26 protein-coding genes are annotated in these 25,428 nt (G+C 74.6%); 15 read left to right on the top strand and 11 right to left on the bottom strand.

Going from position 1 to position 25,428, the window contains the following annotated elements; translation table 11 throughout:
• Positions 1 to 42 precede the first annotated feature (42 nt).
• From dop to KPL60_RS05490, 5 genes are all read left to right on the top strand, one after another.
• On the top strand, positions 43 to 1,551 hold the full coding sequence (dop, locus tag KPL60_RS05470; RefSeq protein ID WP_226366034.1) for a depupylase/deamidase Dop: 1,509 nt from the start codon (positions 43 to 45) through the stop codon (positions 1,549 to 1,551).
• Positions 1,552 to 1,657: 106 nt separating this feature from the next.
• Positions 1,658 to 1,855 carry a ubiquitin-like protein Pup gene (locus KPL60_RS05475; protein ID WP_020626587.1) on the top strand — a complete coding sequence of 66 codons (198 nt, stop codon included), beginning with the start codon at positions 1,658 to 1,660 and terminating at the stop codon, positions 1,853 to 1,855.
• 164 nt (positions 1,856 to 2,019) lie between these two features.
• The gene (gene prcB / locus KPL60_RS05480; RefSeq protein WP_083474099.1) at positions 2,020 to 2,907 is read left to right on the top strand and encodes a proteasome subunit beta; all 888 of its coding nucleotides are present in this window, start codon (positions 2,020 to 2,022) and stop codon (positions 2,905 to 2,907) included.
• Between the two features lie 39 nt (positions 2,908 to 2,946).
• Positions 2,947 to 3,762, top strand: a complete 816-nt coding sequence (gene prcA, locus KPL60_RS05485; RefSeq protein ID WP_062395119.1) for a proteasome subunit alpha — start codon at positions 2,947 to 2,949, stop codon at positions 3,760 to 3,762.
• Between the two features lie 35 nt (positions 3,763 to 3,797).
• The gene (locus KPL60_RS05490) at positions 3,798 to 4,277 is read left to right on the top strand and encodes a hypothetical protein (protein ID WP_062395116.1); all 480 of its coding nucleotides are present in this window, start codon (positions 3,798 to 3,800) and stop codon (positions 4,275 to 4,277) included.
• A gap of 6 nt (positions 4,278 to 4,283) precedes the next feature.
• Here KPL60_RS05490 and KPL60_RS05495 read toward each other — a convergent pair whose 3' ends face one another.
• Positions 4,284 to 4,904 carry an SgcJ/EcaC family oxidoreductase gene (locus KPL60_RS05495; RefSeq protein ID WP_226365111.1) on the bottom strand — a complete coding sequence of 207 codons (621 nt, stop codon included), beginning with the start codon at positions 4,902 to 4,904 and terminating at the stop codon, positions 4,284 to 4,286.
• 81 nt (positions 4,905 to 4,985) lie between these two features.
• Between KPL60_RS05495 and KPL60_RS05500 the strand changes: the two genes are divergently transcribed.
• Positions 4,986 to 5,423 (top strand): MarR family winged helix-turn-helix transcriptional regulator, encoded by a 438-nt coding sequence (locus KPL60_RS05500; RefSeq protein ID WP_226365112.1) that lies wholly within the window; start codon positions 4,986 to 4,988, stop codon positions 5,421 to 5,423.
• Between the two features lie 4 nt (positions 5,424 to 5,427).
• Here the strand turns inward: KPL60_RS05500 and KPL60_RS05505 are convergent, their stop codons facing one another.
• Positions 5,428 to 5,928 carry a copper chaperone PCu(A)C gene (locus KPL60_RS05505; RefSeq protein WP_226365113.1) on the bottom strand — a complete coding sequence of 167 codons (501 nt, stop codon included), beginning with the start codon at positions 5,926 to 5,928 and terminating at the stop codon, positions 5,428 to 5,430.
• 89 nt (positions 5,929 to 6,017) lie between these two features.
• Between KPL60_RS05505 and KPL60_RS05510 the strand changes: the two genes are divergently transcribed.
• Both KPL60_RS05510 and KPL60_RS34515 read left to right on the top strand, forming a co-directional pair.
• Positions 6,018 to 6,944 (top strand): LLM class flavin-dependent oxidoreductase, encoded by a 927-nt coding sequence (locus tag KPL60_RS05510; RefSeq protein ID WP_308016659.1) that lies wholly within the window; start codon positions 6,018 to 6,020, stop codon positions 6,942 to 6,944.
• Positions 6,887 to 7,042 (top strand): hypothetical protein, encoded by a 156-nt coding sequence (locus tag KPL60_RS34515; protein ID WP_308016660.1) that lies wholly within the window; start codon positions 6,887 to 6,889, stop codon positions 7,040 to 7,042. The genes KPL60_RS05510 and KPL60_RS34515 overlap by 58 nt, the downstream gene beginning before the upstream one ends.
• Before the next feature lie 57 nt (positions 7,043 to 7,099).
• Here KPL60_RS34515 and KPL60_RS05515 read toward each other — a convergent pair whose 3' ends face one another.
• Positions 7,100 to 8,047, bottom strand: coding sequence for a LysR family transcriptional regulator (locus KPL60_RS05515; protein WP_062395109.1), 948 nt, complete (start codon positions 8,045 to 8,047; stop codon positions 7,100 to 7,102).
• A 73-nt stretch (positions 8,048 to 8,120) separates the two neighbouring features.
• Here KPL60_RS05515 and KPL60_RS05520 point away from each other — a divergent pair, with 73 nt between their 5' ends.
• Positions 8,121 to 9,077 carry a DMT family transporter gene (locus KPL60_RS05520; protein ID WP_226365114.1) on the top strand — a complete coding sequence of 319 codons (957 nt, stop codon included), beginning with the start codon at positions 8,121 to 8,123 and terminating at the stop codon, positions 9,075 to 9,077.
• Between the two features lie 9 nt (positions 9,078 to 9,086).
• Here the strand turns inward: KPL60_RS05520 and fdhD are convergent, their stop codons facing one another.
• Positions 9,087 to 9,914, bottom strand: a complete 828-nt coding sequence (fdhD, locus tag KPL60_RS05525) for a formate dehydrogenase accessory sulfurtransferase FdhD (protein ID WP_062395101.1) — start codon at positions 9,912 to 9,914, stop codon at positions 9,087 to 9,089.
• 51 nt (positions 9,915 to 9,965) lie between these two features.
• Here fdhD and KPL60_RS05530 point away from each other — a divergent pair, with 51 nt between their 5' ends.
• The 4 genes from KPL60_RS05530 (at position 9,966) to KPL60_RS05545 (ending at position 15,819) form a co-directional block, all read left to right on the top strand.
• The gene (locus KPL60_RS05530) at positions 9,966 to 10,754 is read left to right on the top strand and encodes a molybdenum cofactor guanylyltransferase (protein ID WP_226365115.1); all 789 of its coding nucleotides are present in this window, start codon (positions 9,966 to 9,968) and stop codon (positions 10,752 to 10,754) included.
• Between the two features lie 62 nt (positions 10,755 to 10,816).
• The gene (locus KPL60_RS05535) at positions 10,817 to 12,742 is read left to right on the top strand and encodes a molybdopterin oxidoreductase family protein (protein ID WP_226365116.1); all 1,926 of its coding nucleotides are present in this window, start codon (positions 10,817 to 10,819) and stop codon (positions 12,740 to 12,742) included.
• Positions 12,743 to 14,629, top strand: coding sequence for an NAD(P)H-dependent oxidoreductase subunit E (locus KPL60_RS05540; RefSeq protein ID WP_226365117.1), 1,887 nt, complete (start codon positions 12,743 to 12,745; stop codon positions 14,627 to 14,629). It abuts the gene before it with no gap.
• Positions 14,626 to 15,819 carry a 2Fe-2S iron-sulfur cluster-binding protein gene (locus KPL60_RS05545; RefSeq protein ID WP_226365118.1) on the top strand — a complete coding sequence of 398 codons (1,194 nt, stop codon included), beginning with the start codon at positions 14,626 to 14,628 and terminating at the stop codon, positions 15,817 to 15,819. Before KPL60_RS05540 ends, KPL60_RS05545 begins: the two co-directional genes overlap by 4 nt.
• Here the strand turns inward: KPL60_RS05545 and KPL60_RS05550 are convergent.
• Both KPL60_RS05550 and KPL60_RS05555 read right to left on the bottom strand, forming a co-directional pair.
• Complete coding sequence (locus KPL60_RS05550) at positions 15,770 to 16,372, bottom strand: TetR/AcrR family transcriptional regulator (protein WP_226365119.1); 603 nt, start codon at positions 16,370 to 16,372, stop codon at positions 15,770 to 15,772. The genes KPL60_RS05545 and KPL60_RS05550 overlap by 50 nt on opposite strands.
• Positions 16,373 to 16,383: 11 nt before the next feature.
• Complete coding sequence (locus tag KPL60_RS05555; RefSeq protein ID WP_226365120.1) at positions 16,384 to 16,929, bottom strand: pyridoxamine 5'-phosphate oxidase family protein; 546 nt, start codon at positions 16,927 to 16,929, stop codon at positions 16,384 to 16,386.
• A 91-nt stretch (positions 16,930 to 17,020) separates the two neighbouring features.
• Here KPL60_RS05555 and KPL60_RS05560 point away from each other — a divergent pair, with 91 nt between their 5' ends.
• Positions 17,021 to 17,932 carry an SDR family oxidoreductase gene (locus KPL60_RS05560; RefSeq protein ID WP_226365121.1) on the top strand — a complete coding sequence of 304 codons (912 nt, stop codon included), beginning with the start codon at positions 17,021 to 17,023 and terminating at the stop codon, positions 17,930 to 17,932.
• Positions 17,933 to 17,936: 4 nt separating this feature from the next.
• Here the strand turns inward: KPL60_RS05560 and KPL60_RS05565 are convergent, their stop codons facing one another.
• The 4 genes from KPL60_RS05565 to KPL60_RS05580 form a co-directional block, all read right to left on the bottom strand.
• A complete protein-coding gene (locus KPL60_RS05565; RefSeq protein ID WP_226365122.1) occupies positions 17,937 to 19,169 on the bottom strand; it encodes an MFS transporter in 1,233 nt (410 codons plus the stop codon).
• 63 nt (positions 19,170 to 19,232) lie between these two features.
• Positions 19,233 to 19,868, bottom strand: coding sequence for a methyltransferase (locus tag KPL60_RS05570; protein WP_226365123.1), 636 nt, complete (start codon positions 19,866 to 19,868; stop codon positions 19,233 to 19,235).
• Entirely contained in the window at positions 19,861 to 21,393 is a 1,533-nt protein-coding gene (locus tag KPL60_RS05575) for an amidohydrolase (RefSeq protein WP_226365124.1), read from the bottom strand. Before KPL60_RS05575 ends, KPL60_RS05570 begins: the two co-directional genes overlap by 8 nt.
• Positions 21,394 to 21,398: 5 nt before the next feature.
• A complete protein-coding gene (locus tag KPL60_RS05580) occupies positions 21,399 to 22,976 on the bottom strand; it encodes a phosphatase PAP2 family protein (RefSeq protein WP_226365125.1) in 1,578 nt (525 codons plus the stop codon).
• A 42-nt stretch (positions 22,977 to 23,018) separates the two neighbouring features.
• On the opposite strand from KPL60_RS05580, the gene pafA reads away from it, so the two are divergent.
• The gene (pafA, locus tag KPL60_RS05585) at positions 23,019 to 24,380 is read left to right on the top strand and encodes a Pup--protein ligase (RefSeq protein WP_226357165.1); all 1,362 of its coding nucleotides are present in this window, start codon (positions 23,019 to 23,021) and stop codon (positions 24,378 to 24,380) included.
• Positions 24,381 to 24,422: 42 nt separating this feature from the next.
• Here the strand turns inward: pafA and glsA are convergent, their stop codons facing one another.
• On the bottom strand, positions 24,423 to 25,418 hold the full coding sequence (gene glsA, locus KPL60_RS05590) for a glutaminase A (RefSeq protein ID WP_226365126.1): 996 nt from the start codon (positions 25,416 to 25,418) through the stop codon (positions 24,423 to 24,425).
• Positions 25,419 to 25,428 lie beyond the last annotated feature (10 nt).

The following is a 25,428-nucleotide window of genomic DNA, read 5'->3' on the forward strand; positions in this document are numbered from 1 at the left end:
GCACTCTCGCGCAGGGGGCCGGTCGTGACGGCCCGCCGGATCATGGGCACCGAGGTGGAGTACGGCATCGCCGTGCCCGGTGACCCCACCGCGAACCCCGTCGTCACCTCGACGCAGGTGGTGCTGGCCTACGCCGCCGCGGCGGACGTGCCCCGCAACCGCCGGGCGCGCTGGGACTACGAGGTGGAGTCGCCGCTGCGCGACGCCCGGGGGTTCGACCTGTCGGCGCCGTCGCTGGCGCCGCAGCTCGACACCGACCTCGACGACCTCGGCGCGGCGAACGTCATCCTCACCAACGGCGCCCGGTTCTACGTCGACCACGCCCACCCGGAGTACTCCACTCCCGAGGTCCTGTCCCCGCGCGACATCGTGACGTGGGACAAGGCCGGCGAGCGCATCATGCTGGAGGCGGCGAACCGCGCGGCCACCGTGCCGGGCGCGCCGCGGATGCAGCTCTACAAGAACAACGTCGACGGCAAGGGCGCCAGCTACGGCTCCCACGAGAACTACCTGATGGCCCGGACGACGACGTTCCCGTCGATCGTCACCGGCCTCACCCCGTTCTTCGTGACCCGTCAGGTCGTCTGCGGCGCCGGCCGGGTCGGCCTCGGCCAGCAGGGTGACGAGGCCGGCTACCAGATCGCCCAGCGCTCGGACTACGTCGAGGTCGAGGTCGGGCTGGAGACCACGCTCAAGCGCGGCATCATCAACACCCGCGACGAGCCGCACGCCGACGCCGACAAGTACCGCCGCCTCCACGTCATCATCGGCGACGCGAACCTGTCCGAGATCTCCACGCTGCTCAAGGTCGGCACCACCGCCCTGGTCCTCGACATGATCGAGAAGGGGCGCTCGTTCGAGGACCTGCGCCTGGCCGAGCCGGTGAAGTCGGTCTCGCGGATCAGCCACGACCCGACGCTGCAGCGGACCGTCCCGCTGGCCGACGGCCGTCACCTCACCGCGGTGCAGATCCAGCAGGAGTACCTGGCCCGCGCGGTCGAGCACATGGAGCAGACCGTCTCCGCGCGCCGCGAGGAGTGGGACCCCGACACCCGCGAGGTCGTCGAGGAGTGGGAGTCGGTGCTGGTCGACCTGGAGCGCGACCCGATGCTGACCGCCGACCGGCTCGACTGGACGGCCAAGCTCAAGCTGCTCGAGGCCTACCGCGAGCGCGACGGCCTGACCTGGGCGTCGGGCCGGCTCGGGATGGTCGACCTGCAGTACTCCGACGTGCGGCTGGCCAAGGGTCTCTACAACCGGCTCGTCACCCGCGGGTCGATGCGCCGGCTGGTCACCGAGGAGCAGGTCGCCGCGGCGATGACCGAGCCGCCCGAGGACACCCGCGCCTACTTCCGCGGCACCTGCATGGGCCGGTTCCCGGTGGAGGTCGCCGCCGCGTCCTGGGACTCGGTGATCTTCGACCTGGGCCGCGAGTCCCTGGTGCGGATCCCGACGCTGGAGCCGCTGCGCGGGACCCGCAAGCACGTGGGGGAGCTGTTCGAGGCGGTGTCGACGGCCGAGGAGCTGGTCGACAAGCTCACCGCCTCCTGAGCCCGCCCGCCGGGGGAGCGGATCACACGCCGCTGCGCAACAGGCGATTTTGTCGCCCCCGGTGGGTAGGGTGAACCTGCAGGCAACTCTGCGAGGAGGAGGCGTCATGTCCCAGGAGCAGACCAAGCGCCAGGGTGGCGGCGACGGAGACGACGAGTCCGGGGAGAACGCGTCCGGATCCGGTCAGGAGCGCCGCGAGAAGCTCGGTGAGGACGTCGACACCATCCTCGACGAGATCGACGACGTGCTGGAGGAGAACGCGGAGGACTTCGTGCGGTCCTACGTGCAGAAGGGCGGTGAGTGAGCCCCACGGGGCCGCTCACCCTGCCGCACCCCGGCACCAGCAGTACCGTCCCGGCCGGGTCCGCACCTGCGGGCCCGGCCGTGCCGGAAGGGCCGCAGACCCCGCCGACGTGGGGGAGCGGGACCACCGGCGCACGCAGTTCGAACGAAAGGCACGTCCGAGAGATGGAGTTCCGGCCGTCGGTCACCTCCGGGCTGGTGCCCGGGCACCACACGGGTCAGCTCGGCACCTTCCTGACCGGGTCGCAGTCGTTCTCCGACTTCGTCGGCGGCGCGGCCCCGCACCTGCTCCCCGGCGCGGGCCTGGACCGGACAGCCGGTCCCGGCACCTCCGCCGACGCCCTGGGCGTCCCGCACGGCACCACGATCGTCGCGCTGCTGTTCGCCGGCGGCGTCGTGATCGCCGGTGACCGGCGCGCGACCGCGGGCAACGTGATCGCCCAGCGCGACATCGAGAAGGTGTTCGTCACCGACACCCACTCCGCCGTCGGCATCGCCGGCTCCGCGGGGATCGCGCTGGAGATGGTCCGGCTGTTCTCGGTCGACCTCGAGCACTACGAGAAGCTCGAGGGCGTCCCGCTCTCGCTCGACGGCAAGGCCAACAAGCTCGCCGGCATGGTCCGCCAGAACCTGGGCGCGGCGATGCAGGGCTTCGTCGTCGTCCCGCTGTTCGCGGGCTACGACACCGACGCCGCCGACCCGGCACAGGCCGGCCGGATCGTCACCTTCGACCCGACCGGCGGCCGGTACGACGAGAACCTCGGCTTCCACGCGGTCGGTTCCGGCTCGGTGTTCGCGAAGTCGTCGCTGAAGAAGCTGCACGACCCGGCCGCGGACCTCGACGGCGCGGTGCGCACCGCGGTCGAGGCGCTCTACGACGCCGCGGACGACGACACCGCCACGGGTGGGCCGGACACGGTGCGGCGCATCTACCCGGTGGTCGTCGGCATCACCGCCGAGGGCGCCGTGCGCCGCGACGACGCCGAGATCGCCGCCGTCGTCGACCAGGTGATCGCCGGGCGCCGGGAGCGCCCCGGCGGTCCGTCCCGCTGACCCCTCCCCGCACGAAGCACGAGCCTGGAGCGCCTCCCCATGACGATGCCGTTCTACTCCTCCGTCGACCAGCTGCTGCGCGACCGTTCCGAGCTGGCCCGCAAGGGCATCTCGCGCGGCCGCAGCGTGGTCGTGCTGACCTACGCCGGTGGCGTGCTGTTCGTCGCGGAGAACCGGTCGACGGCGTTGCACAAGGTCTCCGAGATCTACGACAAGATCGGCTTCGCCGCGGTCGGCCGGTACAACGAGTTCGAGAACCTGCGTACCGGCGGGATCCGGATGGCCGACTTCCGCGGGTTCACCTACGACCGGCGCGACGTGACCGGCCGGATGCTGGCCAACGCCTACGCCCAGGCGCTGGGCACCGCGTTCGTGGAGCAGCAGAAGCCCTTCGAGGTGGAGCTCTGCGTCGCCGAGGTGGGCGTCGAGGCCGCCGGGGACCAGCTGTACCGGATCACCTACGACGGGTCGATCACCGACGAGCCGCGGTTCGTCGTCATGGGCGGTCAGACCGAGCCGATCTCGCAGAAGCTGTCCGAGACCTACGAGCACGGCCTGGAGCTGGGCGCGGCGATCGAGGTGGCGCTGGGCGGGCTGCAGGTGCCGGGCGCGGACCCGGCGTCGCCCGGCAACGGCGCGAACGCGCAGCCGCGGGTCCTGGGCGCCGAGGCGCTCGAGGTCGCGGTGCTCGACCGGACCCGGCCACGGCGGACCTTCCGCCGTCTCGAGGGTGCGGCGCTGGCCGACCTGCTCCCGGCCGCGAACCGCGGCACCGAGGAGCCCGAGCCCGACGTGGCGGGCGGGGACGACACCCCGGCCGCCGGTGGGGCACTGGGCGGGGACGGGGCGTCCTGACCCGCTTCTCCGCGACCACCGCGTCCGAGGCCGTCGTGACGGCCTCGCGAGACGACGTCTGGCGCGTCCTGACCGATCCCGATGTGCTGCCGACGCTGACGCCGCTGCTCAACCGGATCGACGCCGACTCCGCGCGGGACGCGGCCGTCGACGGCTACGAGCTGTGGCGCTGGCACATGGTGCGGATCGCGGTGCTCGGGGTGGGCATCAAGCCGGTGTTCACCGAGCGGATGACCTTCGTCGAGGGGAAGCGGATCGAGTTCACCCACGCGCCGCCCACCGGGGTCAGCGAGTGGGCGGGCGCGGAGGGCTACTACGCGCTGAGCGACGCCGACCCGGAGCCGGACGGCTCGCCGGCGACGCATCTGGAGATCTCGCTGACCGTCGACGTCGACATGCCGCTGTCGCGGCTCGCGGCGCCGGTGGTGACCCGCACGATGAAGGCGACGATGGACGCGACCGGGGACCGGTTCGCAGCCAACCTGCTGCGTCGCCTGGGAGCGCGTGAGCGCTGAGGGCGCTCACCGTTCGGCCTCCGGTCGGGATCCCGGCATCCACAGGAACTGGACGCGCTCCAGGACCGGGCGGCGGGCGCTGTTGTGGAACGACGCGATCCGCCACGCGCCGCCGTCGCGGACCACGGTGTAGGTCTGCACCTTCGACGGCTGCGCGGGCGGCGCGGTTTCGTAGGTGTCGCCGCGGGTGGCCACCAGCGCGACGTCCGGCGTCGCGAACCGCACGGACAGGACGCGGTCGGTGAGCCGGGTCGAGCCGAGGACACCGTCGAACAGCGCCCGGTGGCCGGCGACGATGTCCCGCCGTCCGGCGTAGTGGGTGCCGACCCAGCTGGTGTAGGTGGCGTCGGTGGTGAACAGCGCCCCGTAGGCGTCGGCGTCATGGGTGTCCCAGGCCCGGGTGAGGTCGCCGAGGACGGCGCAGACCGCGCGGTGGTCGGGCCCGCCCGGCTCCACGGGGCCGGTGACCGGGGCCGCCTGGCAGTCCGGATGCCCGGTGACCTGGGGGTACGCGCCTGCCGACAACCAGGCGTACCCCGCCGCGGCGAGGGCGGCGAGCGCACCGGTGGCGGCGAGGGCGATGCGGGTCCGGCGGCGGACCCGGGCTCGTGCGGACGGAGTGGTCACGGCTCCTCCAATGGTTGCGTGCGTGCAATCATTGGATAGCAGGTATAGTTGCACATCTGCAAGTGAAATCGGAGGTGCACCGTGCTCGCGACGTCCCCGTCCGCTGATCTCTACCGCCGCTACCTGGCCGCGGTGGTGCGGTTCCATCTGGTCGCCGCCGAGCGGTCCGGGCTGGGCCCGACCGACTACCAGGCGGCGAGCCTGCTCGAGCTCGACGGACCGACAACCACCGGTGCACTGGGCGGGCGTCTCGGCCTGACCGCGGGGTCGGCGACCCGGGTGGTGGACCGGCTCGTCGCCGCGGGGGTGGCCCGGCGGGTCGTCGACGCCGAAGACCGGCGGCGGGTGCTGGTCGTGCACACGGGGGTGCTGCCCGGCGGGCTCGACGAGCTGCTGGCCCGGGTCCGCGACCCGATCGGAGAAGGTCTGGCGGACCTCGACCCGGAGCAGCGGGCCGGGGTGGAGCGCTACCTCGTGCTGGCCGAGCGGTCCTTCCGGGAGGCCCTCGAGGACCGCTGACGGCTCAGGAGTTGTCGACCGGCAGTTCGAGCGTCACCGACCCGGCGCGCTCGAAGGTCAGGGTGACCGGGTAGGTCGGGCCGACCGACAGGGCCTGGCGCAGGTCGTCGAGGGTCACCGTGGCCCGGGTGACCGACGCCGCGCCGGCGGGGACGGTGGACCCGGTGTCACCCACCAGCAGCGTCGCGCCGCCGAGCAAGGACTGCTCGCCGCCGACGGCGACGTCCTCGGCCAGCGGGGAGCTCGCCGAGACCAGCCGGTCGGCGGCGTCGCCGCTGTTGACCGCGACGAGGCGCAGCTCGACGTCGGAGCCCGCGGGATGGGCGATCCCGCCCTCGGCGTCGTCGGCGGGTGCGATGGCCGCGTCGCGGATCTCGATCGTGCCGATCGAGGCGAACGCGTCGCCCGCGGTGCCCATCGGGTCGTCCAGGTCGACGGTGGGTGCGGCGGTGCCGCACCCCGAGAGCAGGAACAGGGCCAGCAGCGCGGGCGCGGTACGTCGCATGTGCCCGGGTTCCCCGTTCCGGGCCCCGTCCACGCACGGTCCGCCTCCGTGGCATGATGGTTGAAGAATCAACCATATTGGGGGAGCGGATGAGCGACATCGTCTTCGGCATGGACACCTTCGGCGACGTGCCGGTGGGCGACGACGGCACGCCGCTGTCGCACCCGCAGTCCATCCGCCAGGTCGTCGACGAGGTGGTGCTGGCCGACGGGGCCGGCGTCGACGTCGTCGCGCTGGGGGAGCACCACCGCCCCGAGTACGCCATCACCACCCCGGAGACGGTGCTCGCCGGGATCGCGACCCGCACGTCCCGGATCCGGCTGTCCTCCGGCGTCACCGTGCTCAGCTCGGACGACCCGGTGCGGGTGTACCAGCGCTTCGCCACCCTCGACGCGCTGTCCGACGGCCGTGCCGAGGTCATCGTGGGCCGCGGCTCGTTCACCGAGTCCTTCCCGCTGTTCGGCTACTCCATGAACGACTACGAGCAGCTGTTCGAGGAGAAGCTGGAGCTGTTCGTGCAGCTCCTCGACGAGAAGCCGGTGACCTGGCGGGGCGCCACCCGAGCCGCGCTCGACGGCGTCGAGGTCTTCCCGACGACCGGCCGCAGGCTGCCCGTGTGGGTCGGTGTCGGCGGCTCGCCGGAGTCGGTGGTCCGCACCGCCCGCCACGACCTGGGCCTGATGCTCGCCATCATCGGCGGCCCGGCCGGACGCTTCGCGCCCTACGTCGACCTCTACCACCGCGCCGTCGAGCAGTTCGGGCACGCGGCGAAGCCGGTGGGCATGCACTCGCCGGGCTTCGTCGCCGACACCGACGAGGAGGCGAAGGAGATCTTCTTCGCCCGTACAAGGCGCAGATGGACCGGATCGGCGCCCAGCGCGGCTGGCCGCCGCTGGACCGCGCCCGGTTCGAGGCCGAGGTCTCCGGCGGTGCGCTGCACGTCGGGTCCCCCGAGACGGTGGCCCGCCGCATCGCCGACTCGGTCCGCTCGCTGGGCGCCCAGCGCTTCGACCTGATCTACACCGTCGGGCCGCAGCCGGTGTCGGCCCGGCTCCGCGCGGTCGAGCTGTACGGCACCCGGGTCATCCCGATGGTGCGCGACATGCTCGCCTGAGCGGGCTCACATCCCCTGCTGGGCGGCGGCCGGAGGGCGTGGCTGCGGCCCCGGTGGTCAGGCGGGGATGATGCGGGCCGCCGCGGCGCGCAGACCGTCGACCAGGGCGCGCAGGGCGGGGAGGTCGGCGTCGGACCCGCGGGTGGCCAGGACCAGTGAACGGCCCGCCGCGGGCCGGCAGGGCAGCAGGCGCACGCCGTCGTCGGCGGTGACCGGGACCGGGCCGGTGCCGCCGGGGACCGCGGACCCCGCCACCGCCATGCCCGGGACCAGCGCGATCGCGAGCCGCGCGCGGACCAGCGCCAGCTGGGTGGCGAAGTCGCCGACCCGATAGCGGATGTCCGGCTCGGTCCCGACGCCGCGCAGCAGCTGCAGCAGCGCCTCGTAGGGCTCGGTGCCGACCGGGCCGGAGGTCCACACCCGCCCGGCCAGGGTGCGCAGCGGCACCGGGTCGGGCCCGGTGAGCGGGTCGTCGGCGGGGACGGCGAGCATCGCGGGCTCGGTGGCCAGCGCGGTCACCCGGATCCCCGCGGGCAGCCGGGCCGGACGCTGGGTCCAGCTCTCCATGAGCACCGCGTCCAGGTCGCGCGACTGCAGCGCGGGCAGCAGGTCGACGACCTCGCCGTCGTCGACGGTGGGGACCAGCCGGGGGTGCGCGGCGGCCAGTCCGTCGATGACCTCGGGCAGCAGGGTCCGCAGGGCGCTCGCGACCGAGCCGATCCGCAGGGGTCCGGCGGCGTCGTCGTGCAGGGCGGCGAGGTCGCGTTCGGCGCCGGCGACGGTCGCCGCCGCGGTGGCCGCGTGCCCGGCCAGCACGTGCCCGGCCGCGGTGAGCCGGATGCCCCGCCCGTCCGGTTCGACGAGCCGGGTGCCGGTCTCGCGTTCGAGCTTGCGCAGCTGCTGGGTCACCGCGGGCCCGGTGATGTGCAGCGCGGCCGCGGCGGCGCCGACCGACCCGTGTTCGGCGACGGCGTCGAACACCCGCAGCCGGTCCCAGGAAATCACACAGCACAGCTTAGCGGTACCGGGTAGGAACAATCATTGGAGCTTCGCGGTACAGGCGGGGATCGTGGGTCACGTGAACGCACGCACCACCCCCGATCCGCACTCCGCCCTCCTTCTCGTCGCCGGCGCCTCGGTCCTGGCCTGGACCGGCATCCTCGTCGCGCTCGCGGGCGCCGACCCGGCGACGGCGTCGGTCTGGCGGTGCGTGCTCGCCCTGGTCGTGCTGGGGCCGTGGGCACTGGCCGAGTACCGCCGCGCCGGTGGCCTCCCGCTCGCGACGGTCGGCTGGTCCCTGCTGTCCGGGGTGTTCCTGGGGGCGGACTTCCTGCTGTGGACCCGCGCGGTGCTCGACGCGGGTGCCGGGATCGCGAACGTGGTGCTCAACATCCAGGTGCTGGCGCTGCCGCTGATCGCCTGGGTCGTCGCGGGGGAGCGGGTCCCGCGCCGGCTGGTGTACGCGGCGCCGCTGCTGCTGGGCGGCATCGCGCTGGCCGGCGGGGTGCTCGGCGCCGGGGTCGGCGGACCGGAGCCGGTGCGCGGCGCGGTGCTCGGCACCCTCGCCGGGATCGCCTACGCCGGCTTCCTGCACCTGAACCGCTCGGTGTCGCGGGGCCGTCCGCGGCACCTGGTCACCCCGGTCGCGCTGGCGACCGTCGGGGCCGGGGTGACGTGCGGGATCGTCGGCGTCGCCGGGGGCGGGATCGCGGTCGCCCTGCCCGCGACGACCTGGGCCTGGCTGATCGTGCTGGCGCTGGCCGGGCAGGTGGTGTCCTGGGTGCTGATCGGGCGCGGCTCGGCCGGGCTGGCGCCGGGCACCGCGGGGGCGCTGCTGCTGGTGCACCCGGTGCTGTCGGTGGTGCTCGGCATGCTGGTGCTCGGGGAGACCCTGACCGCGTGGCAGGTCGCGGGCTGCGCGCTGGTCGTCGCCACCGTCGCCGCGCTGGTCGGTCCGGCCGGGACCACGGGGCGGCTGCGCCGGGTGGTGGACCGCCACGAACGGGCCTGGGCCACCCTCACCCCGCGGGCCTGACCCACGTCATCAGAGCTCGATGCGCTCGGCCCCCGTGTAGACGTTGCCGGTCCGCCCGCGCAGGAACCCGACCAGGGTCATCCCGGACTCCTCGGCCAGCTCCACCGCCAGCGACGACGGCGCCGACACCGCCGCGAGCATCGGCACCCCGGCCATCACGGCCTTCTGCACCAGCTCGAACGACGCCCGCCCCGACACCATCAGCACGGTGCCGGTGGCGGGCACCCGGCCGTCCATCACCATCCGGCCCAGCACCTTGTCCACCGCGTTGTGCCGGCCCACGTCCTCGCGGGCGGCGAGCAGGCCGCCGTCGGCGTCGAACAGGGCGGCGGCGTGCAGCCCGCCGGTGGAGCCGAACACCTTCTGGTGCTCGCGCAGCCGGTCGGGCAGCTCCAGCAGCAGCTCCCGGCCGATCCGCAGTGGGTCCGCGGCCGGGGAGTGGCGGGTCTTGAGCTTCACCGCGTCCAGCGAGGCCTTCCCGCACACCCCGCACGACGAGGTGGTGTAGAAGTTCCGCTCCACCGACGCGTCCGGCGGGGCGACCCCCTCGGCCAGGTCGACGTCGAGCACGTTGTAGGTGTTGCGGCCCTGCTCGTCGACGGAGTTGCAGTAGCGGGCCCCCGCCAGGTCCAGCCCGGAGCCGATCACACCCTCGGTCAGCAGGAACCCGTGCGCGAGCTCCACGTCGTGGCCGGGGGTGCGCATCGTCACCGACAGCGCCTTCCCCCCGACGCGCAGCTCCAGCGGCTCCTCGGCCACGAGGGTGTCCGGCCGCGAGCGGGTGCTGCCGTCCGCGTTCAGGTGCAGCACCGGGCGCCGCACGGTGAGCCGTCCCATTCCGATCCCCTCCCGCTGTCGACCCCCCAGGGTAGGAGGAGGATCGGCCGCGTGCGCGGGTACGGGGGTCGGCGGCCGGGGGCAGGGATCGTGCCGGCGGGCGGTGCGTCCTCGCGGATGGGGTCGGCGAAGGCGTCGCTGGACTGGCACGGGGCGGCACTGCTGACCCGCACCGTCGCCGTACTGGGCCGGGCGGTGGACGGGCCGCTGGTCGTGGTGCGTGCCGCCGGGCAGGAGCTGCCGGAGCTGCCGCCGGGCACCGAGGTCGTCGACGACCCGGTCCCCGGGCTCGGCCCGCTGCCCGCGATCGGCGCCGGGCTGGCCGCCGTCGCGGGCCGCGCGCAGGCGGCGTTCGTCGCGTCGGTCGACCTGCCGCTGCTGCACCCCGCCTTCGTCGCCCGCGTGCTGGACCTGCGCGGGGACCACGACGTCGCGCTGCCCGAGGCGTTCGGGCACCACCAGCCGCTCGCCGCCGCCTACGCCACCGCGCTCGCCCCCGTGATCGACGGGCTGACCGCGGCCGGGCAGGGCCGCCCGCCGTCGCTGTTCGACAGGGTCGCGGTCCGCCGGATCGGCGAGCAGACCCTGCGCAGCGACCCGGTGCTGGCCCGCCTCGACCCGGACCTGGCGTCGCTGACCAACGTCAACACACCCGCCGAGCTGGCCGCGGCCCGGGCCCGCCCGCTGCCCGCCGTGCGGCTGCACGACGGGGGGCGCGTCCGCACCGTCCGCGCCCGCACGGCGGGGGAGCTGGGTCGCCCGGTGGTCGTCGCGGGCGGGACGACGCCGCTGCCGCCGTGGTTCCCGCTGGTGACCGGCGACGAGCTCGAAGGGGTGTGACGGGGGTCTCGACCTTGCTACGGTGCGGGGGCCGAAGGTCACCACCACACCGGAGGTCGACGATGACCGCCACCCGCCCACAGGGATCGCGGCGGGGCTTCCGCCCCCGCCACGTCCGCCTCACCGAGCCGCTGGTCCGCGAGAACGGGGTGCTGCGCCCGGCCTCGTGGGACGAGGCCCTCGACCGTGCCGCGGCCGGGTTCGCCGGTGTCCCGGGCGACCGATTCGGCATGTTCAGCTGCTCGAAGGCGACGAACGAGATGAACTACGTCGCGCAGAAGTTCGCCCGGGCGGTGATGGGCAGCAACAACGTCGACAGCTGCAACCGCACTTGACACGCTCCCAGCGTCGTCGGTCTGACGGCAGTGTTCGGTGCCGGCGGCGGCACCTCCGCCTATGTCGAGGCGGAGAACGCCGACCTCCTCGTCCTGTGGGGCAGTAACGCCCGCGAGACGCACCCCATCTTCTTCCACCACGTGCTGCAGGGGATCCGCAAGGGCGCCCGGATGTTCTCGGTCGACCCGCGCCACACCTCGACCGCGCACTGGGCGGACTCCTGGCTCGGGCTCGACGTGGGCACCGACATCGCGCTGGCCAACGCGGTCGGCCGCGAGATCATCCACGCCGGGCTGGTGAACCACGCGTTCGTGCAGCGCTCCACCACCGGCTTCGAGGACTACCGGGCCGCGGTGGAGCCGTACACGCTGGAGCGCGCCGAGGAGATCACCGGGGTCCCGGCGTCGTCGATCCGAGAGCTGGCGCACGCCTACGCCCGCGCCGACCGCGCCCAGATCTGCTGGACCCTGGGCATCACCGAGCACCACAACGCCGCCGACTACGTCTTCGCCCTGATCAACCTCGCGCTGCTGACCGGGCACGTCGGCCGCTACGGCTCCGGCCTGGTGCCGCTGCGCGGGCAGAACAACGTGCAGGGCGGCGGCGACATGGGCGCCATCCCGGCCAAGCTGCCCGGCGGCTACGACGTCGGCGACGCCGAGGCCCACGCCCGTTTCCACGCCGTCTACGGCGGCGTGGAGTTCCCCGACCGTCCCGGCAGGCACCTGTCGCAGATGTTCGAGGCGATGGAGGCCGGGCAGATGAGCGCGCTGTACTGCATCGGGGAGAACCCGGCCGAGTCCGAGGCCGACGCCACCCACGCCCGGCACCTGCTGTCCTCCCTCGACCACCTCGTCGTTCAGGACATCTTCCGCACCGCCACGGCCGAGCTCGCCGACGTCGTGCTGCCCGCCGCCGCGGACTGGTGCGAGTACGAGGGCACCGTCACCAACTCCGAGCGCCGCGTCCAGCGGGTCCGCAGGGCCCTCGACCCGCCGGGCCTGGCCCGCCCCGACACCCACATCATCTGCGGCGTCGCGCAGCGCCTCGGGCACGACTGGGGCGAGCCGACCGCCGAGCAGGTGTGGGACGAGCTGCGCTCGGTGTCGCTGAACTGGCACCACGGCATGAGCTACGACCGCCTCGACACCCTCGGCGGCATCCAGTGGCCCTGCCCCGCCGAGGACCACCCGGGCACCCCGCTGATGCACACCCGGCTGTGGGCCGACGACCCGGACGAGCGCGGGACGCCGGCGCCGTTCACCCCGGTCGAGCACGTCCCGCCGGCCGACGAGCTCACCGAGGAGTACCCGATCCGGCTCACCACGGTGCGGTTGCTCGACGCCTACAACTCCGGGGTGCAGACCGGCGGCTACGCCTCGCCGCTGCGCCGCCGCGAGTCGCTGCGCATCGACGCGGCCGACGCCGCCGCGCTCGGCGTCACCGACGGCGACCGGGTGCGGGTCACCAGCCGTCGCGGCAGTGTCGAGGCGCCGGTGTGGGTCGACCGGTCGCTGCGGCCGGGGCTGGCGTCGTTCACCCCGCACTTCACCGAGCAGGTCGACGTCAACGCGCTCACCAATGACGCCTGGGACCCCAAGTCGGGGACCTCGGAGTTCAAGGCGACCGCGGTGCGGATCGAGAGGCTGTGAATGGATCTCCACATCTCCACCGCCGCACCGACCGCGGCCGAACGGGACACGATCGACGCCGCGTTCGCGCTGCTCGCCCCCACCGCCGCGGACGCCACCGCCGGGGACCGGCCGACCCGGTCGGCGCACGCCGGGCACGCCGCCCGCTCGCGGCGCCACCTGCTGCTGCCGCTGCTGCACGCGGTGCACGACGCGGCGGGCTGGCTGTCGGAGGGGTCGCTGAACCACGTCGCGCGGACGCTGCAGGTCCCGCCGGCCGAGGTGTACGGCGTCGCCACCTTCTACGCGATGTTCTCCGTCGAGCCGCGAGCCCCGCGGGTGGTGCACGTCTGCGACGACGTGGCGTGCGGCCCGTCCGGCGGTGAGGAGATCGTCGCGGCGCTGGAACGCGACCTCGACGGCGGGCGCGCCTGCGTGGTGCGCAGCCCCTGCCTGGGACTGTGCGAGCGGGCGCCCGCGGTGCTGCACCAGCGCGCGGGCGAGCCCGACCTGTCCCAGGCCCCCGCGACCCCGCAGGCCGTCCTCGCCGCGGCGCACGCGCCCGCCGACCCGGCCGGGGAGCAGGCGGCCGACGCCGACCGGGCCTTCGCCGACACCACCGTCTCGGCCCCGCAGACCCGGACCGGGGAGCACCTGCGGCTGCTGCGCCGCGTCGGCGTCGTCGACCCCACCTCGCTCGACGACTACCGCGCCCGCGGCGGCTACGCGGCGCTGCGCCGCGCGGTCCGCCTCGGTGCCACCCGGGTGATCGCCGAGCTCAAGGACGCCTCGCTCACCGGGCGCGGCGGCGCCGCGTTCCCCACCGGCGTCAAGTGGGAGGGTGTGGCGCAGTCCCCGGAGCGCCCGCACCACCTCGTCTGCAACGCCGACGAGTCCGAGCCGGGCACCTTCAAGGACCGGGTGCTCATGGAGGGCGACCCGTTCGGCCTGGTCGAGGCCATGACCATCGCCGGCTACGTCACCGGCGCCACCGTCGGGCACCTCTACGTCCGCGGCGAGTACCCGCTGGCCACCCGCCGGCTGCAGGACGCGATCGCCGCGGCCCGGGCGCGCGGCCACCTCGGCGACGACGTCATGGGGGAGGGCTTCGCCTTCGACATCGACCTGCGCCGCGGGGCGGGCGCCTACATCTGCGGTGAGGAGACCGCGCTGCTGGAGTCGATCGAGGGCTACCGGGGCGAGCCGCGGAACAAGCCGCCCTTCCCGGCGACCTCCGGGCTGTTCGGCAGGCCGACCGCGATCAACAACGTCGAGACCCTCTACAACGTGCTGGAGGTGCTGAACATCGGCGGCGGGGCGTTCGCCGCGGTCGGCGGGGGCCGGTCCACCGGGTCGAAGCTGTTCTGCGTGTCCGGTGCCGTCGGCGTCCCCGGGGTGTACGAGGTCGACTTCGGCACCACCCTGCGCGAGCTGCTCGACCTCGCCGGCGGCACCCGCGGCACGCTGCGCACCGTGCTGCTGGGCGGCGCCGCGGGCGGGTTCGTGCTCCCGCAGGACCTCGACGTGACCCTCACCCTGGAGGGGGCCCGCGACATCGGCGCCACCCTCGGGTCCGGCGTCGTGCTCGTGTTCGACGACCGCGCCGACCTCACCGCCACCCTCCGCCGGATCGCGGCCTTCTTCCGCGACGAGTCCTGCGGGCAGTGCGTGCCGTGCCGGGTCGGGACGGTGCGCCAGGAGGAGGCACTAGCCCGGCTGGAACGCGGTGCCCCGCTCGGGTCGCGGGAGACCGAGCTGGCCCTGCTCGACGACCTCGCCCGCGTCATGCGCGACGCGTCGATCTGCGGGCTCGGGCAGACCGCGCCGTCGGCCGTCGGCTCCGCACTCGACCTGGGACTGATCGCGGCGCCGTCGCACTCGTCGAACGGACACGGGGGGCGTCGATGACCACGACCGGTGGCAAGGGCCCGATGGGGCCGGGCGGCGGCTCGCGGGCGCCCCGGGCCGGGGAGGTCGACGGCGCGCCCGAGGCGGACGCGTCGTCGGGCAACGGCACCCCCGGCGACGGCCCCGGCGCGGGGGAGGGCGTCGCCGCCCTGCACCGCACGAACGGGGCCGGCGCGGTCGGCGTGACCGTGGCCGACCCGGCGGGCTCCGGCCCCGGACCGGCCGAACGGCTCGCCGGCGGCCCGGTGATGCTCGGCGCGATCCGGCGCACCGTCACCGTCTCGCTGGACGGCACCGAGGTCCGGGTCCCGGAGGACGCGACGATCCTCGACGCCCTGCACCGCGAGGGCTCGCCCGCCCAGGCCGACACCCCCACCCTGTGCTGGGCGCCGAACATGGACCCGGTCAACGCCTGCCGGGTCTGTGTGGTCGAGGTCGAGGGCTCCCGCGCGCTGGTGCCCTCCTGCGCGCGGCGCTGCGAGGACGGCATGGAGGTGCGGACCGACACCGACAAGGTCCGGCACAGCCGCCGGATGGTGCTGGAGCTGCTGGCGTCCTCGGTGGACATGACCCAGGCGAGCGCCGACGTGGCGCGCTGGATGACCGACTACGGCGTCGACCCCGAGCGCTACGGACCGCCCGCGCCGCCGGCCGCGGCGGGGGAGCGCGACCGCCGCCACGCCGGGCACCACCCGGCTCCCGACGGGGCGACGAGGGCGACCGTCGCCCAGCCCGTGAAGATCGACAACGAGCTCTACGTGCGGGACTACTCGCGCTGCATCATGTGCTACAAGTGCGTCAACGCCTGCGGGACCGACGCCCAGTTCACCTTCGCGATCGCCGCCGCGGGCCGCGGGTTCGACGCCCGCATCGCCACCGAGCACGACGTCGAGCTGCCCGGCTCGGCGTGCGTCTACTGCGGCAACTGCATCGGGGTCTGCCCGACCGGGGCGCTGAAGTCCGTCGCCGAGCACGACCGTCGCGAGGCCGGCGACTGGCACCCCGACGAGGAGACCGTCACGACGACGATCTGCTCGTTCTGCGGGGTCGGCTGCAACCTGGAGCTGCACGTGCAGCGGGGCGAGATCGTCAACGTCACCAGCCCGGCGGACCACTCGGTCACCCACGGGCACCTGTGCATCAAGGGCCGGTTCGGGTTCCGGCACGTGCAGAACCTGCCGGAGGCGTGAGCACCGCGGCCACGAACCGGGTCAGCTCCCGCTCCACGTGTTCGGCGACCGGCTCCCGGGGGTCGAAGCTCCACCACAGCAGGGCGCCCTGCCAGTGGGTCGCCAGGAGCGCGCCGGCGCCGTCCGGGGCGCCCGGGGTGCCGGCCAGGCACGCGTCGAGGACGTCGGTGAGTGCCTGCTGCCAGGCGGCGCCCCGTCGTCGTACGTCGGGGTCGAGGAGGTCCTCGCGCAGGACCAGCAGCGCGTCGGCGTAGCTGTCGATCCCGCCGTACTGCCCGGAGAGCCCGACCAGGAACGCGACGGCGCCCTCCGGCGTGCGCTCCGCCCGGGCCCCGTCCCCGGCGGTCTGGCGGTCGAGCCGGTCCCACGCGTGCAGCAGGGTCCGGCGCAGCAGGTCGGACTTGCCGCCGAAGCGCTGCACGAGGGTCGCAGGGGCCAGCCCGCTCGCCTCGGCCAGCGCGGCGAAGGTGAGCGCCTGCGGGCCGTGGGCATGCAGCACGTCGAGGGCGGCGTCGAGGACGTCCGCGTCGGGGACCTGCTTGCGACGGGGCACGGCTCACCCTCTCAGGCGGGCGGCGCCACGGACGCCGCGGATCCGGAGAGGCCGGCCGGGTCGGGGCTGTAGGCGACCATCCAGGTGGGCTCGATCCGGTAGAAGACCACCTCGTCCCAGACGAACCCGTCCGGTCCGTAGCAGTCCTTCAGGTAGCCGAGGGTCTCGGGCCACCGCGGGTGCTCCGGGCCGCCGGCCGGGTTCAGCGGGTGCGCCGTCCCGTGCGTGAAGATCCCGAGGTCGTCGCCGCGCAGGTGGGCGACGCTGACCGCGGGGCGGGCCGCGAGGTGGCGCGCCTTGACCGCGCGCGGGTCGGTGCCCACGACCCACGCACCGTGCAGCAGGTGCCCGTCCACGCCGCTGACGCGGGGCTCGCCGCCCCGCGTGGTGGTGGCCAGCGCCAGGGTGCAGATGCCGGTGGCGACCCGGACGAGCTGCTCGGCGGTGAGCGTCCGCTCCCCGGGGGTGACGATGCTGCGCAGGTGGTCCCCGGCTCCGGAGACGGAGGCGTCCAGCAGCCGCTGGAGGTCGGTGATCTCGGTGGTCGTCTCGAACATGCTGCGGGTCGGTCCCCTCGTCGGCTCGGCTCCGATGAACATAACCGAATGCTCGTTTACAAACAATCCGGTCACTGCCACGCTGCCCGGTATGACGGACCTGAGGGACAGGGTGGCGCTGGTGGCGGGCGCGACGCGCGGCGCCGGACGGGGGATCGCGGTCGAGCTGGGCGCGGCCGGCGCGGTCGTGTACTGCACCGGCCGCAGCACCCGCGCGGCCCGCTCGGAGTACGACCGGCCGGAGACGATCGAGGACACCGCCGATCTCGTCACCGCCGCGGGCGGCACCGGCATCGCCGTGCCCACCGACCACCTCGACCCCGGAGCGGTCGCGGCGCTGGTGGCGCGGGTCGAGCGCGACCACGGCCGGCTCGACGTGCTGGTCAACGACATCTGGGGCGGCGAGATGATGGTCGAGTGGGACGTCCCGGTCTGGGAACTCGACCTGGACAACGGGCTGCGCACGCTGCGCCTGGCGGTCGAGACCCACCTCGTCACCGCCCACCACGCCCTGGGGCTGCTCTCCCGCACACCCGGCGGCCTCGTCGTCGAGGTCACCGACGGCACCGACACCTACAACGCCGAGAACTACCGGCTCAACGTCTTCTACGACCTCGCCAAGATCGCGCCCATCCGGCTGGCCCGGTCCTGGGCGCACGAGCTGCGCGGGCACGGCGGGACCGCGGTCGCGGTCACCCCGGGCTGGCTGCGCTCGGAGATCATGCTGGAGCAGTTCGGGGTCACCGCCGACACCTGGCGCGACGCGTGCGCGGCCGAGCCGCACTTCGCGATCTCGGAGAGCCCGCGGTTCGTCGGCCGCGGGATCGCCGCGCTGGCCGCCGACCCCGACCGGCACCGCTGGAACGGCCGCTCCACCTCCTCGGGCGAGCTCGGGCGGGTCTACGGGGTCGACGACGTCGACGGGTCCCGGCCCGACGCCTGGCGCTACGTCACCGAGGTCCAGGACGCGGGACTGCCCGCCGACACGACGGGCTACCGGTGACGGCTCACACGGCCGCGCGCGCGTCGCGCCGCTGGATGACCAGCAGCGCCGCCAGCGCCAGCAGCGCGAGCACCGCGGCCGCGACGCAGAACACGATCCCCGCGGTCCGCAGCCCCCACGCCTGGCTCGCCGCGCCCAGGCCGACGACCGGCAGCGAGATCGCCACGTAGACCACCACGAAGTACGACGACGTCGTCCCCGCCCGCTGGTGGGCCTCCACCCGCGCGTTCACCGCGGCCAGACCCTTGGAGAACGTCATGCCCTGACCGGCCCCGGCGACCACCGCGCCGGCCACCAGCTCGGCCATCGAGCCCTGCGCCACCGACAGCGCGACGAGCGCGAGACCGGCCGCCAGCAGCACACAGCCCAGGGCGAGGATCCGCTCGGTGGGCGCGGTGCGGACCGCGAGCTGCGCGAGCACCGAGGCGCCCAGCAGCAGCAGCGACATCGCCCCGGCGACGGCGTGGTTCGCGATCCCGATCAGATCCGACACGATCCGCGGGGACAGCGCGGTGAACAGGCCCAGCACCGCGAACCCGGCGAACCCGGCCGTCGCCGCCGGCACGAACACCGCGCGCACCGCGGGCGGCACCTCGGGGACCTGCGGCCGCAGCGCCGGGTGCGCGGGCCGGTCGGTCACCGTCTCCGGGGCGCCCAGCACGAGCAGCCCGCACAGCGCGACGGCGACCGCGTGCACCGCGAAGGACAGGTGCAGCGGCGCGGGCAGGTACTCCACGGCCACCCCGGCGAGCGCCGCGCCGAGCCCGAGCCCGCCGATGTTGGCGACGGTCGCGACCGCGGCCCCGCGTTCGCGCCAGGACTCCGGTGCGGCCTCGATGACCGCGGCGGTCGCCGCCCCCGCGAAGATCCCGGCGGAGAACCCGGACAGCAGCCGCCCCACCAGCAGCACCCACACCGGACCCGCGACCAGGAACACCACGCTCGACGCCAGCGACAGCGCCACCCCGGCCAGCAGCACCGGTCGCCGCCCCAGCTGGTCCGACCACCGGCCGGTGACCAGCAGCGCGGCGAGCACACCGACCGCGTAGAGCGCGAAGATCACGGTCTGGACGGTGGGGGAGAACCCGAGCTCGCGCTGGTAGAGCGCGTACATCGGGGTCGGCATCGTCGCCCCGAGCATCACCACGGCGAACGTCACGGCCAGGCCGGCGAAGGCGGCGGCCCGAGGCAGGCGGAGGATGGCGGAACCCCTTCCGGAGGACGTTGCGCGGTGCACCGGCCATGATCGCAGCCGGTCGGTGCGACGGCATCCGCAGTGGCGGCGCCCCCGACCGCACGGTCAGGGGCGGCGCAGGACGTGCAGGTCCACCCCGCCCGGCAGCCGGCGGGTCGTGACCGTCCAGGTCTCCCGGGCCGCGTCGAGCCAGCGCGGCGTCTCGGGGCGCCCCGGGTCGGCCAGCCACACCTGCCCGTCCGGGCCGGTCACCCGCGGCAGCAGCGCGGTGAGCGCGTCGGCGGCGGCCGCGCCGTAGAGCACGTCGGCGGCCAGGACCAGGTCCCAGCCGCGGCCGCCGAGGGCGTCGCCGGTGCCGTCGAACGCGGCGACCGCGGTCGCGACCCGCAGCCCTGCGCGGCGCGCGGTCGCCGCCACCCACTCCGGTGCGGCGGGGGAGCGGTCGGTCGCGAGCACCGGGTGCGCCCTGGCCCGGGCGGCCACCAGCGACGGCAGACCCAGCCCGCAACCCAGCTCCAGCACCGAGCGTCCGGCCAGCAGGGCGGGACCGGCGTCGTCCAGCGCCGTCGCCAGCGCCCGCCCGGACGGCCACAGCCGCGCCCAGTGCGGCGGGTGCAGCTCCTCCACACCCTCGTCGACGGCGACCGGGTCGAACGCGACGGCGTCCGGATCGGCGGGACGCAGCAGGTCCAGCGGCCCGCCCGGGAGCCCGACCCGCTCGTGCACCCCCGGGTCAGACACCGGCGCGGTGGGTGAACCGGCCGCCGACGAGCGTCGCCGCGACCGGCATGGCCCGCAGCGTCGCCGGGTCGCAGGAGGTCGGGTCGGCGTCGGTCAGCACGAGGTCGGCGGGCGCGCCCACGACGACCGCGGCGGCAGAGCCGTCGACCACCCCGAACGACGCACCGAGCGCGGTCGCCCGGTCGATCTCCTGCTCGGGGTGCCAGCGGTCCCGGTCGTCGGCGGTGCGGTGCACGGCCGCGGCGAGCGCGATCCACGGGTCCAGCGGCGCCACCGGGGCGTCGGAGCCGAGCGCGAGGCGGGCCCCGGCGCGGTGCAGCGACGCGAACGCGAACGCCCGGTCGGTGCGGCCCGCCCAGAGCCGGTCGGCGACGTCGCGGTCGTCGAGGGCGTGCTCGGGCTGCACGCTCGCGACCAGGCCGAGCCCGGCGAAGCGGGGCACGTCGTCGCCGGTGAGCAGCTGGGCGTGCTCGACCCGCCCGCGGGCCCCGGTCCCGGCGAACGCGTCGAGGACCAGGGTGTTGGCGTGGTCGCCGATGGCGTGCAGGGCCGCGGTGAGCCCACCCGCGTGCGCCCGGGCCAGCAGCGGCCGCAGCTGTGCCGGCGGGACCAGCAGCAGCCCGCACGGGTGCTCCAGGGGGTTCTCCGGCGGCGCGGGGTAGGGGTCGTAGCAGTAGGCGGTGCGGGTGTTGAGCGACCCGTCGGTGATCACCTTCAGCGGGCCCGCGGTGAGCAGGCCCCCGGTGCCCTCGACGACGTCGCCGCTGCGCAGCCCGGTGGCCAGGGCGTCGTCGAGGCGGTCGGGCCACACCGACGCCTCGACCCGCAGCCCGGTCGTGCCGCCGGCGATCCGGCGCCGCCAGTCCGGCAGCGACCACGGCGCCTCGAAGTCGACGACGCCGACCACCCCGCGCGCCGAGGCCGCGGCGACGGCGTCGGCGACGAACCCGTCGAGGGCCTCGGTCGGTGCGTCCTGCAGCGCGGGGGAGACGACGGCGAAGAACTCCGACTCCCGGATCCGGCCGGTCGGGTGCCCGCCGTGCCCGAAGCGGGCCAGCGCGGCGCCGTTGAGCCAGCCCTGGTGCAGGTCCCCGGACACGAGCACGACCGGGGTGTCACCGGTGACCGGGTCGAGTAGCGAGCGGTGCGCCTCGTCGGGCCACAGCGCGTCGCGGAACCCGAACCCGACCAGCACCTCACCGGGGGCGGGCGGCGCGGTCGCCATCCGGGCCGCGACGAGTGCCGCGGCGCCGGCGGCCGAGCGGGCGCCGGACACGTCGAGCCTGCGGCGGGCCAGCGCCCACTGCGCCATGTGCACGTGGTGGTCCCACAGCCCCGGGAGCAGCGCCCGCCCGTCGCACCCGACGACCTCGGCGCCGCCCGGGTCGAGCCCGGCGCCCACGGCGCGCACCCGGCCCCCGTCCAGGAGCACGTCGACGGGGTCGCCCAGGCCGTCGCAGCCGGGCCGCAGCGGCCGCACCGACCGCAGCAGCACGGTGCCCGTCGGCGGGGTGCCCGTCGGCACGCCGCTCATCCCTGGAACGGGCGGTCCCGCCCGGTCCAGCGGTCCTCGTCGCGGCGGTAGACCGGGATCGGCTTCTCGGCGACCCGGAAGGTGTAACGCCCGGCCTCCTCGACGACCTCGCCGTCGGTGGCCAGCATGCTCGGCTCCAGCAGCTCGACGTCGAGGCTGGGCACCTCCCGCTGGTGGTAGACCCGGCTGTGCCCCAGGGCCCCCAGGATCAGCGCGAGGACGACCCGCAGCCGGGAGAACCGCACGTCGGCGCGCAGCCAGCGGACGTCGAGCAGGCCCGAGTCCAGCGTCGGCCGCCAGGCGGGCACCGCGCCGCGCGGGTGGTACGGGCCGTTGCCGACGAACAGGAACCAGACCTTGTACCAGCGGTCCCCGATCCGGACCGAGATCTTCTCCGAGCGCTGCAGCACCGTGATCAGCGCCGCGGCGAACGCCGGCCACTTGCCGTAGCGCGGCTGCCACTGCTCACGCAGCCGCACCAGCTCCGGGTAGGAGCCGATCGACGCGGTGTTGATGAAGTAGCGGGTGCGGGTGACCGAGACGTCCTCGGGGTCGTCGAGGCGGCCCGGGTGGGCCTCGACCAGTGCCAGGTCGACCGCGACGGCCTCCCCGGCCTGGGTGGCGTCGACGGCCTCCTGGGTGTCGTAGACGCCGACGTCGCGGGCGAAGTGGTTCAGCGTCCCGCCCGGCACGACGACCAGCGGCAGGCCGTGCCGGTCCGCGACCGCGGCGGCGGTGGCGACGGTGCCGTCCCCGCCCGCGACGCCCACGGCGCGCACCCATTGCCCGCGCTGTGCGATCGCGTCGGTCAGCATGTCCTCGACCTTCACCCCGTCCCCGACGACGAGGTGGTGCGCCGCGGGCAGCCGTTCGCGGACCTCGTCGGACACGTCGTGGTCGGGCGGCCCGGAGAACGGGTTCGACACGATGACCAGGCCCTCGCCCTGCGGCAGGACCGGGACGGTGTCGATCGGGCGGGCGCGGGCCTCGTCGCTGGGACGCACCGGCCACCAGCGGTTCGTCAGCTTCGCCACGCCGGTGCCGATCGCCGCGCCGACGATCACGTCGGAGGTCCAGTGCACGCCCACGTGCACCCGCGACCAGCCGACCAGCGCCGCCAGCGGCACCACGACCGGCGCGGCCCGGCGGTTCTCCATCACCACCGCGGTCGCGAACGCCGCGGCCGAGGCGGCGTGCCCCGACGGGAACGACGACGACGACGGCGGGTCGGCCACCGTCCGGTAGGCGGGCAGCTCCGCCGCGGCCGGCCGCCGGCGCGGCAGCAACGGCTTGAGCAGCGCGTTCGCGGTGAAGCTGGTCAGCGCGATGGACGCGATCCCGCGCATCGCCGCCTTGCGCCCGGCCCCCCGGCGCACCGACAGCGCCGCGGCGATCGCGAACCACAGCACGCTGTGGTCGGCGGTGCGGGTGAGCCGGCGCACCGAGGTGTCCACCCGGCTCGGTGGACGGCTCGCGATGAACTCGGTGACCGCCCGGTCGGCCCGGGACACCGAGTCCACCCCGCGGTCCAGACGACGGGACCTGCGGGCGACGCGTTCGAACCATCCACTCACAGTCGTGACAGTAGAGGGGGTCGGGCGCCTACCCTGAACGGCATGCAGCGTCGGATCTTCGGGGTCGAGACGGAGTTCGGTGTCACGTGCACCTTCCACGGACAGCGCCGACTGTCCCCGGACGAGGTGGCGCGCTACCTCTTCCGCCGGGTGGTGTCGTGGGGCCGGTCCTCCAACGTCTTCCTCCGCAACGGTGCCCGTCTCTACCTCGACGTCGGGTCGCACCCCGAGTACGCCACGGCGGAGTGCGACTCGCTGACCCAGCTCGTGTCGCACGACAAGGCCGGTGAACGGATCCTCGAGGACCTCCTCGTCGACGCCGAGCGGCGCCTGGTCGACGAGGGCATCGGCGGGGACATCTACCTGTTCAAGAACAACACCGACTCCGCGGGGAACTCCTACGGCTGCCACGAGAACTACCTCGTCGCGCGGCAGGGCGAGTTCTCCCGGATCGCCGACGTGCTCCTGCCGTTCCTGGTCACCCGCCAGCTCATCTGCGGTGCCGGGAAGGTCCTGCAGACCCCGCGCGGCGCCGTGTACTGCCTGTCCCAGCGGGCCGAGCACATCTGGGAGGGCGTCTCCTCGGCGACGACCCGGTCCCGGCCGATCATCAACACCCGCGACGAGCCGCACGCCGACGCCGAGCGCTACCGGCGGCTGCACGTGATCGTCGGCGACTCGAACATGTCCGAGGTGACGACCCTGCTCAAGGTCGGGTCGGCCACCCTGGTGCTGGAGATGATCGAGGCCGGCGTCCAGTTCCGGGACTTCACCCTGGACAACCCGATCCGCGCGATCCGCGAGATCAGCCACGACCTCACCGGGCGCCGCCCGGTGCGGATGGCCGGCGGCCGGGAGGCCTCGGCGCTGGACATCCAGCGCGAGTACCACGCCCGCGCCGTGGAGTACCTGGAGGCGACCGGGCACCCGGACCCGGCGATGGCGCGCGTCGTCGAGCTGTGGGGCCGCACCCTCGACGCCGTCGAGTCCCAGGACCTGTCGAAGATCGACCGCGAGATCGACTGGGCGATCAAGCACCGGCTGGTGGAGCGCTACCGGGCCCGGCACGACCTGGACCTGTCCAGCGCCCGGGTCGCCCAGCTCGACCTGGCCTACCACGACGTCCGCCGCGGCCGCGGCCTGTTCGACATGCTGCAGCGCAAGGCGCTGGTCGACCGGGTCACCGACGACGGCGAGATCGAGGCGGCCAAGGACACCCCGCCGCAGTCGACCCGGGCGAAGCTGCGCGGGGACTTCATCGCCGCCGCGCAGGCCGCCGGGCGGGACTTCACCGTCGACTGGGTGCACCTGAAGCTGAACGACCAGGCCCAGCGCACCGTGCTGTGCAAGGACCCGTTCCGCGCCGTCGACGAGCGGGTGGACCGCCTGATCGCCTCGCTCTGACCGCGGCCCCGGGGTGGGCGGCCGCCCACCCCGGGGTACGGCTCAGTCGGGCTGGGCGATCCGGCCGAACCGCGACTCCTGCGGGTCGGCGAACACGTGCAGCCCGAACCGCGACGACAGCTCCCGGCAGACCGCGACGCCGCGCACCGAGTTGCCGTGCCGGTCCAGGCCGGGGGAGTACACGCCGAGCCCGAACCAGCGCGGCAGCACACCCATGATCCCGCCGGACACCCCGCTCTTGGCCGGGATGCCGACGTCGTGCGCCCACTCGCCCGCGGCGTCGTACATCCCGCACATGCTCATCACGCTGATCACCGTGCGCAGGTGCTCGCGGGACAGCGCCCGTTCACCGGTCAGCGGGTTGACCCCGCCGTGGGCCAGCGTCGCGCCCATCGCCGACAGCTCCGGCGCGGTCACCGTGATCGAGCAGGCGGCGAGGTAGACGTAGAGGGTGTCGTCGATGTCGCCGTGCAGCATCCCCAGGCTGCGCATGAGGTAGCTGAGCCCGAGGTTGCGGTCGTTGGAGACCAGCTGCTCGTCGAGGACCGCGCGGTCGATCTCCAGCGACGGGTTGCCGGTGTAGACCCGGTTGCGCTCCAGGAGCCGCTCGGCGCGCTCCTCCCCGGTGGCCCCCTTGACCATGTTCGCCGCGACCAGCGCGCCCGCGTTGATCATCGGGTTGAACGGGCGGTTGTGCGTCTCGTCGAAGGTGATGGAGTTGAACGGGTCGCCCGACGGCTCGACCCCGACCCGGCGCAGCGTCTCGGCCAGGCCGTTGTCCTCCAGCGCGAGCCCGTAGGTGAAGACCTTCGAGATCGAGTGCAGCGGGAAGCGGACGTCGCAGTCGCCGACCTGCCACTGCGTGCCGTCGACGTTCGTGCCGGCCAGGCCGAACTCCTCGGCCCGGGCCTCCATCGACGCCGGGTAGTAGCTGACGACCTCCTCGCCGGGCAGCAGGCTGCCGCTGCCGGCGGTACAGGTGCTGCGGAGGTCCTCGAACTGCTGCTGGACCAGTTCGCGTTCGGCCTGCGCGACCATCGGTGTCCCT

This window comes from Pseudonocardia sp. ICBG162, assembly GCF_020496225.1.
Classification (GTDB): domain Bacteria; phylum Actinomycetota; class Actinomycetes; order Mycobacteriales; family Pseudonocardiaceae; genus Pseudonocardia; species Pseudonocardia alni.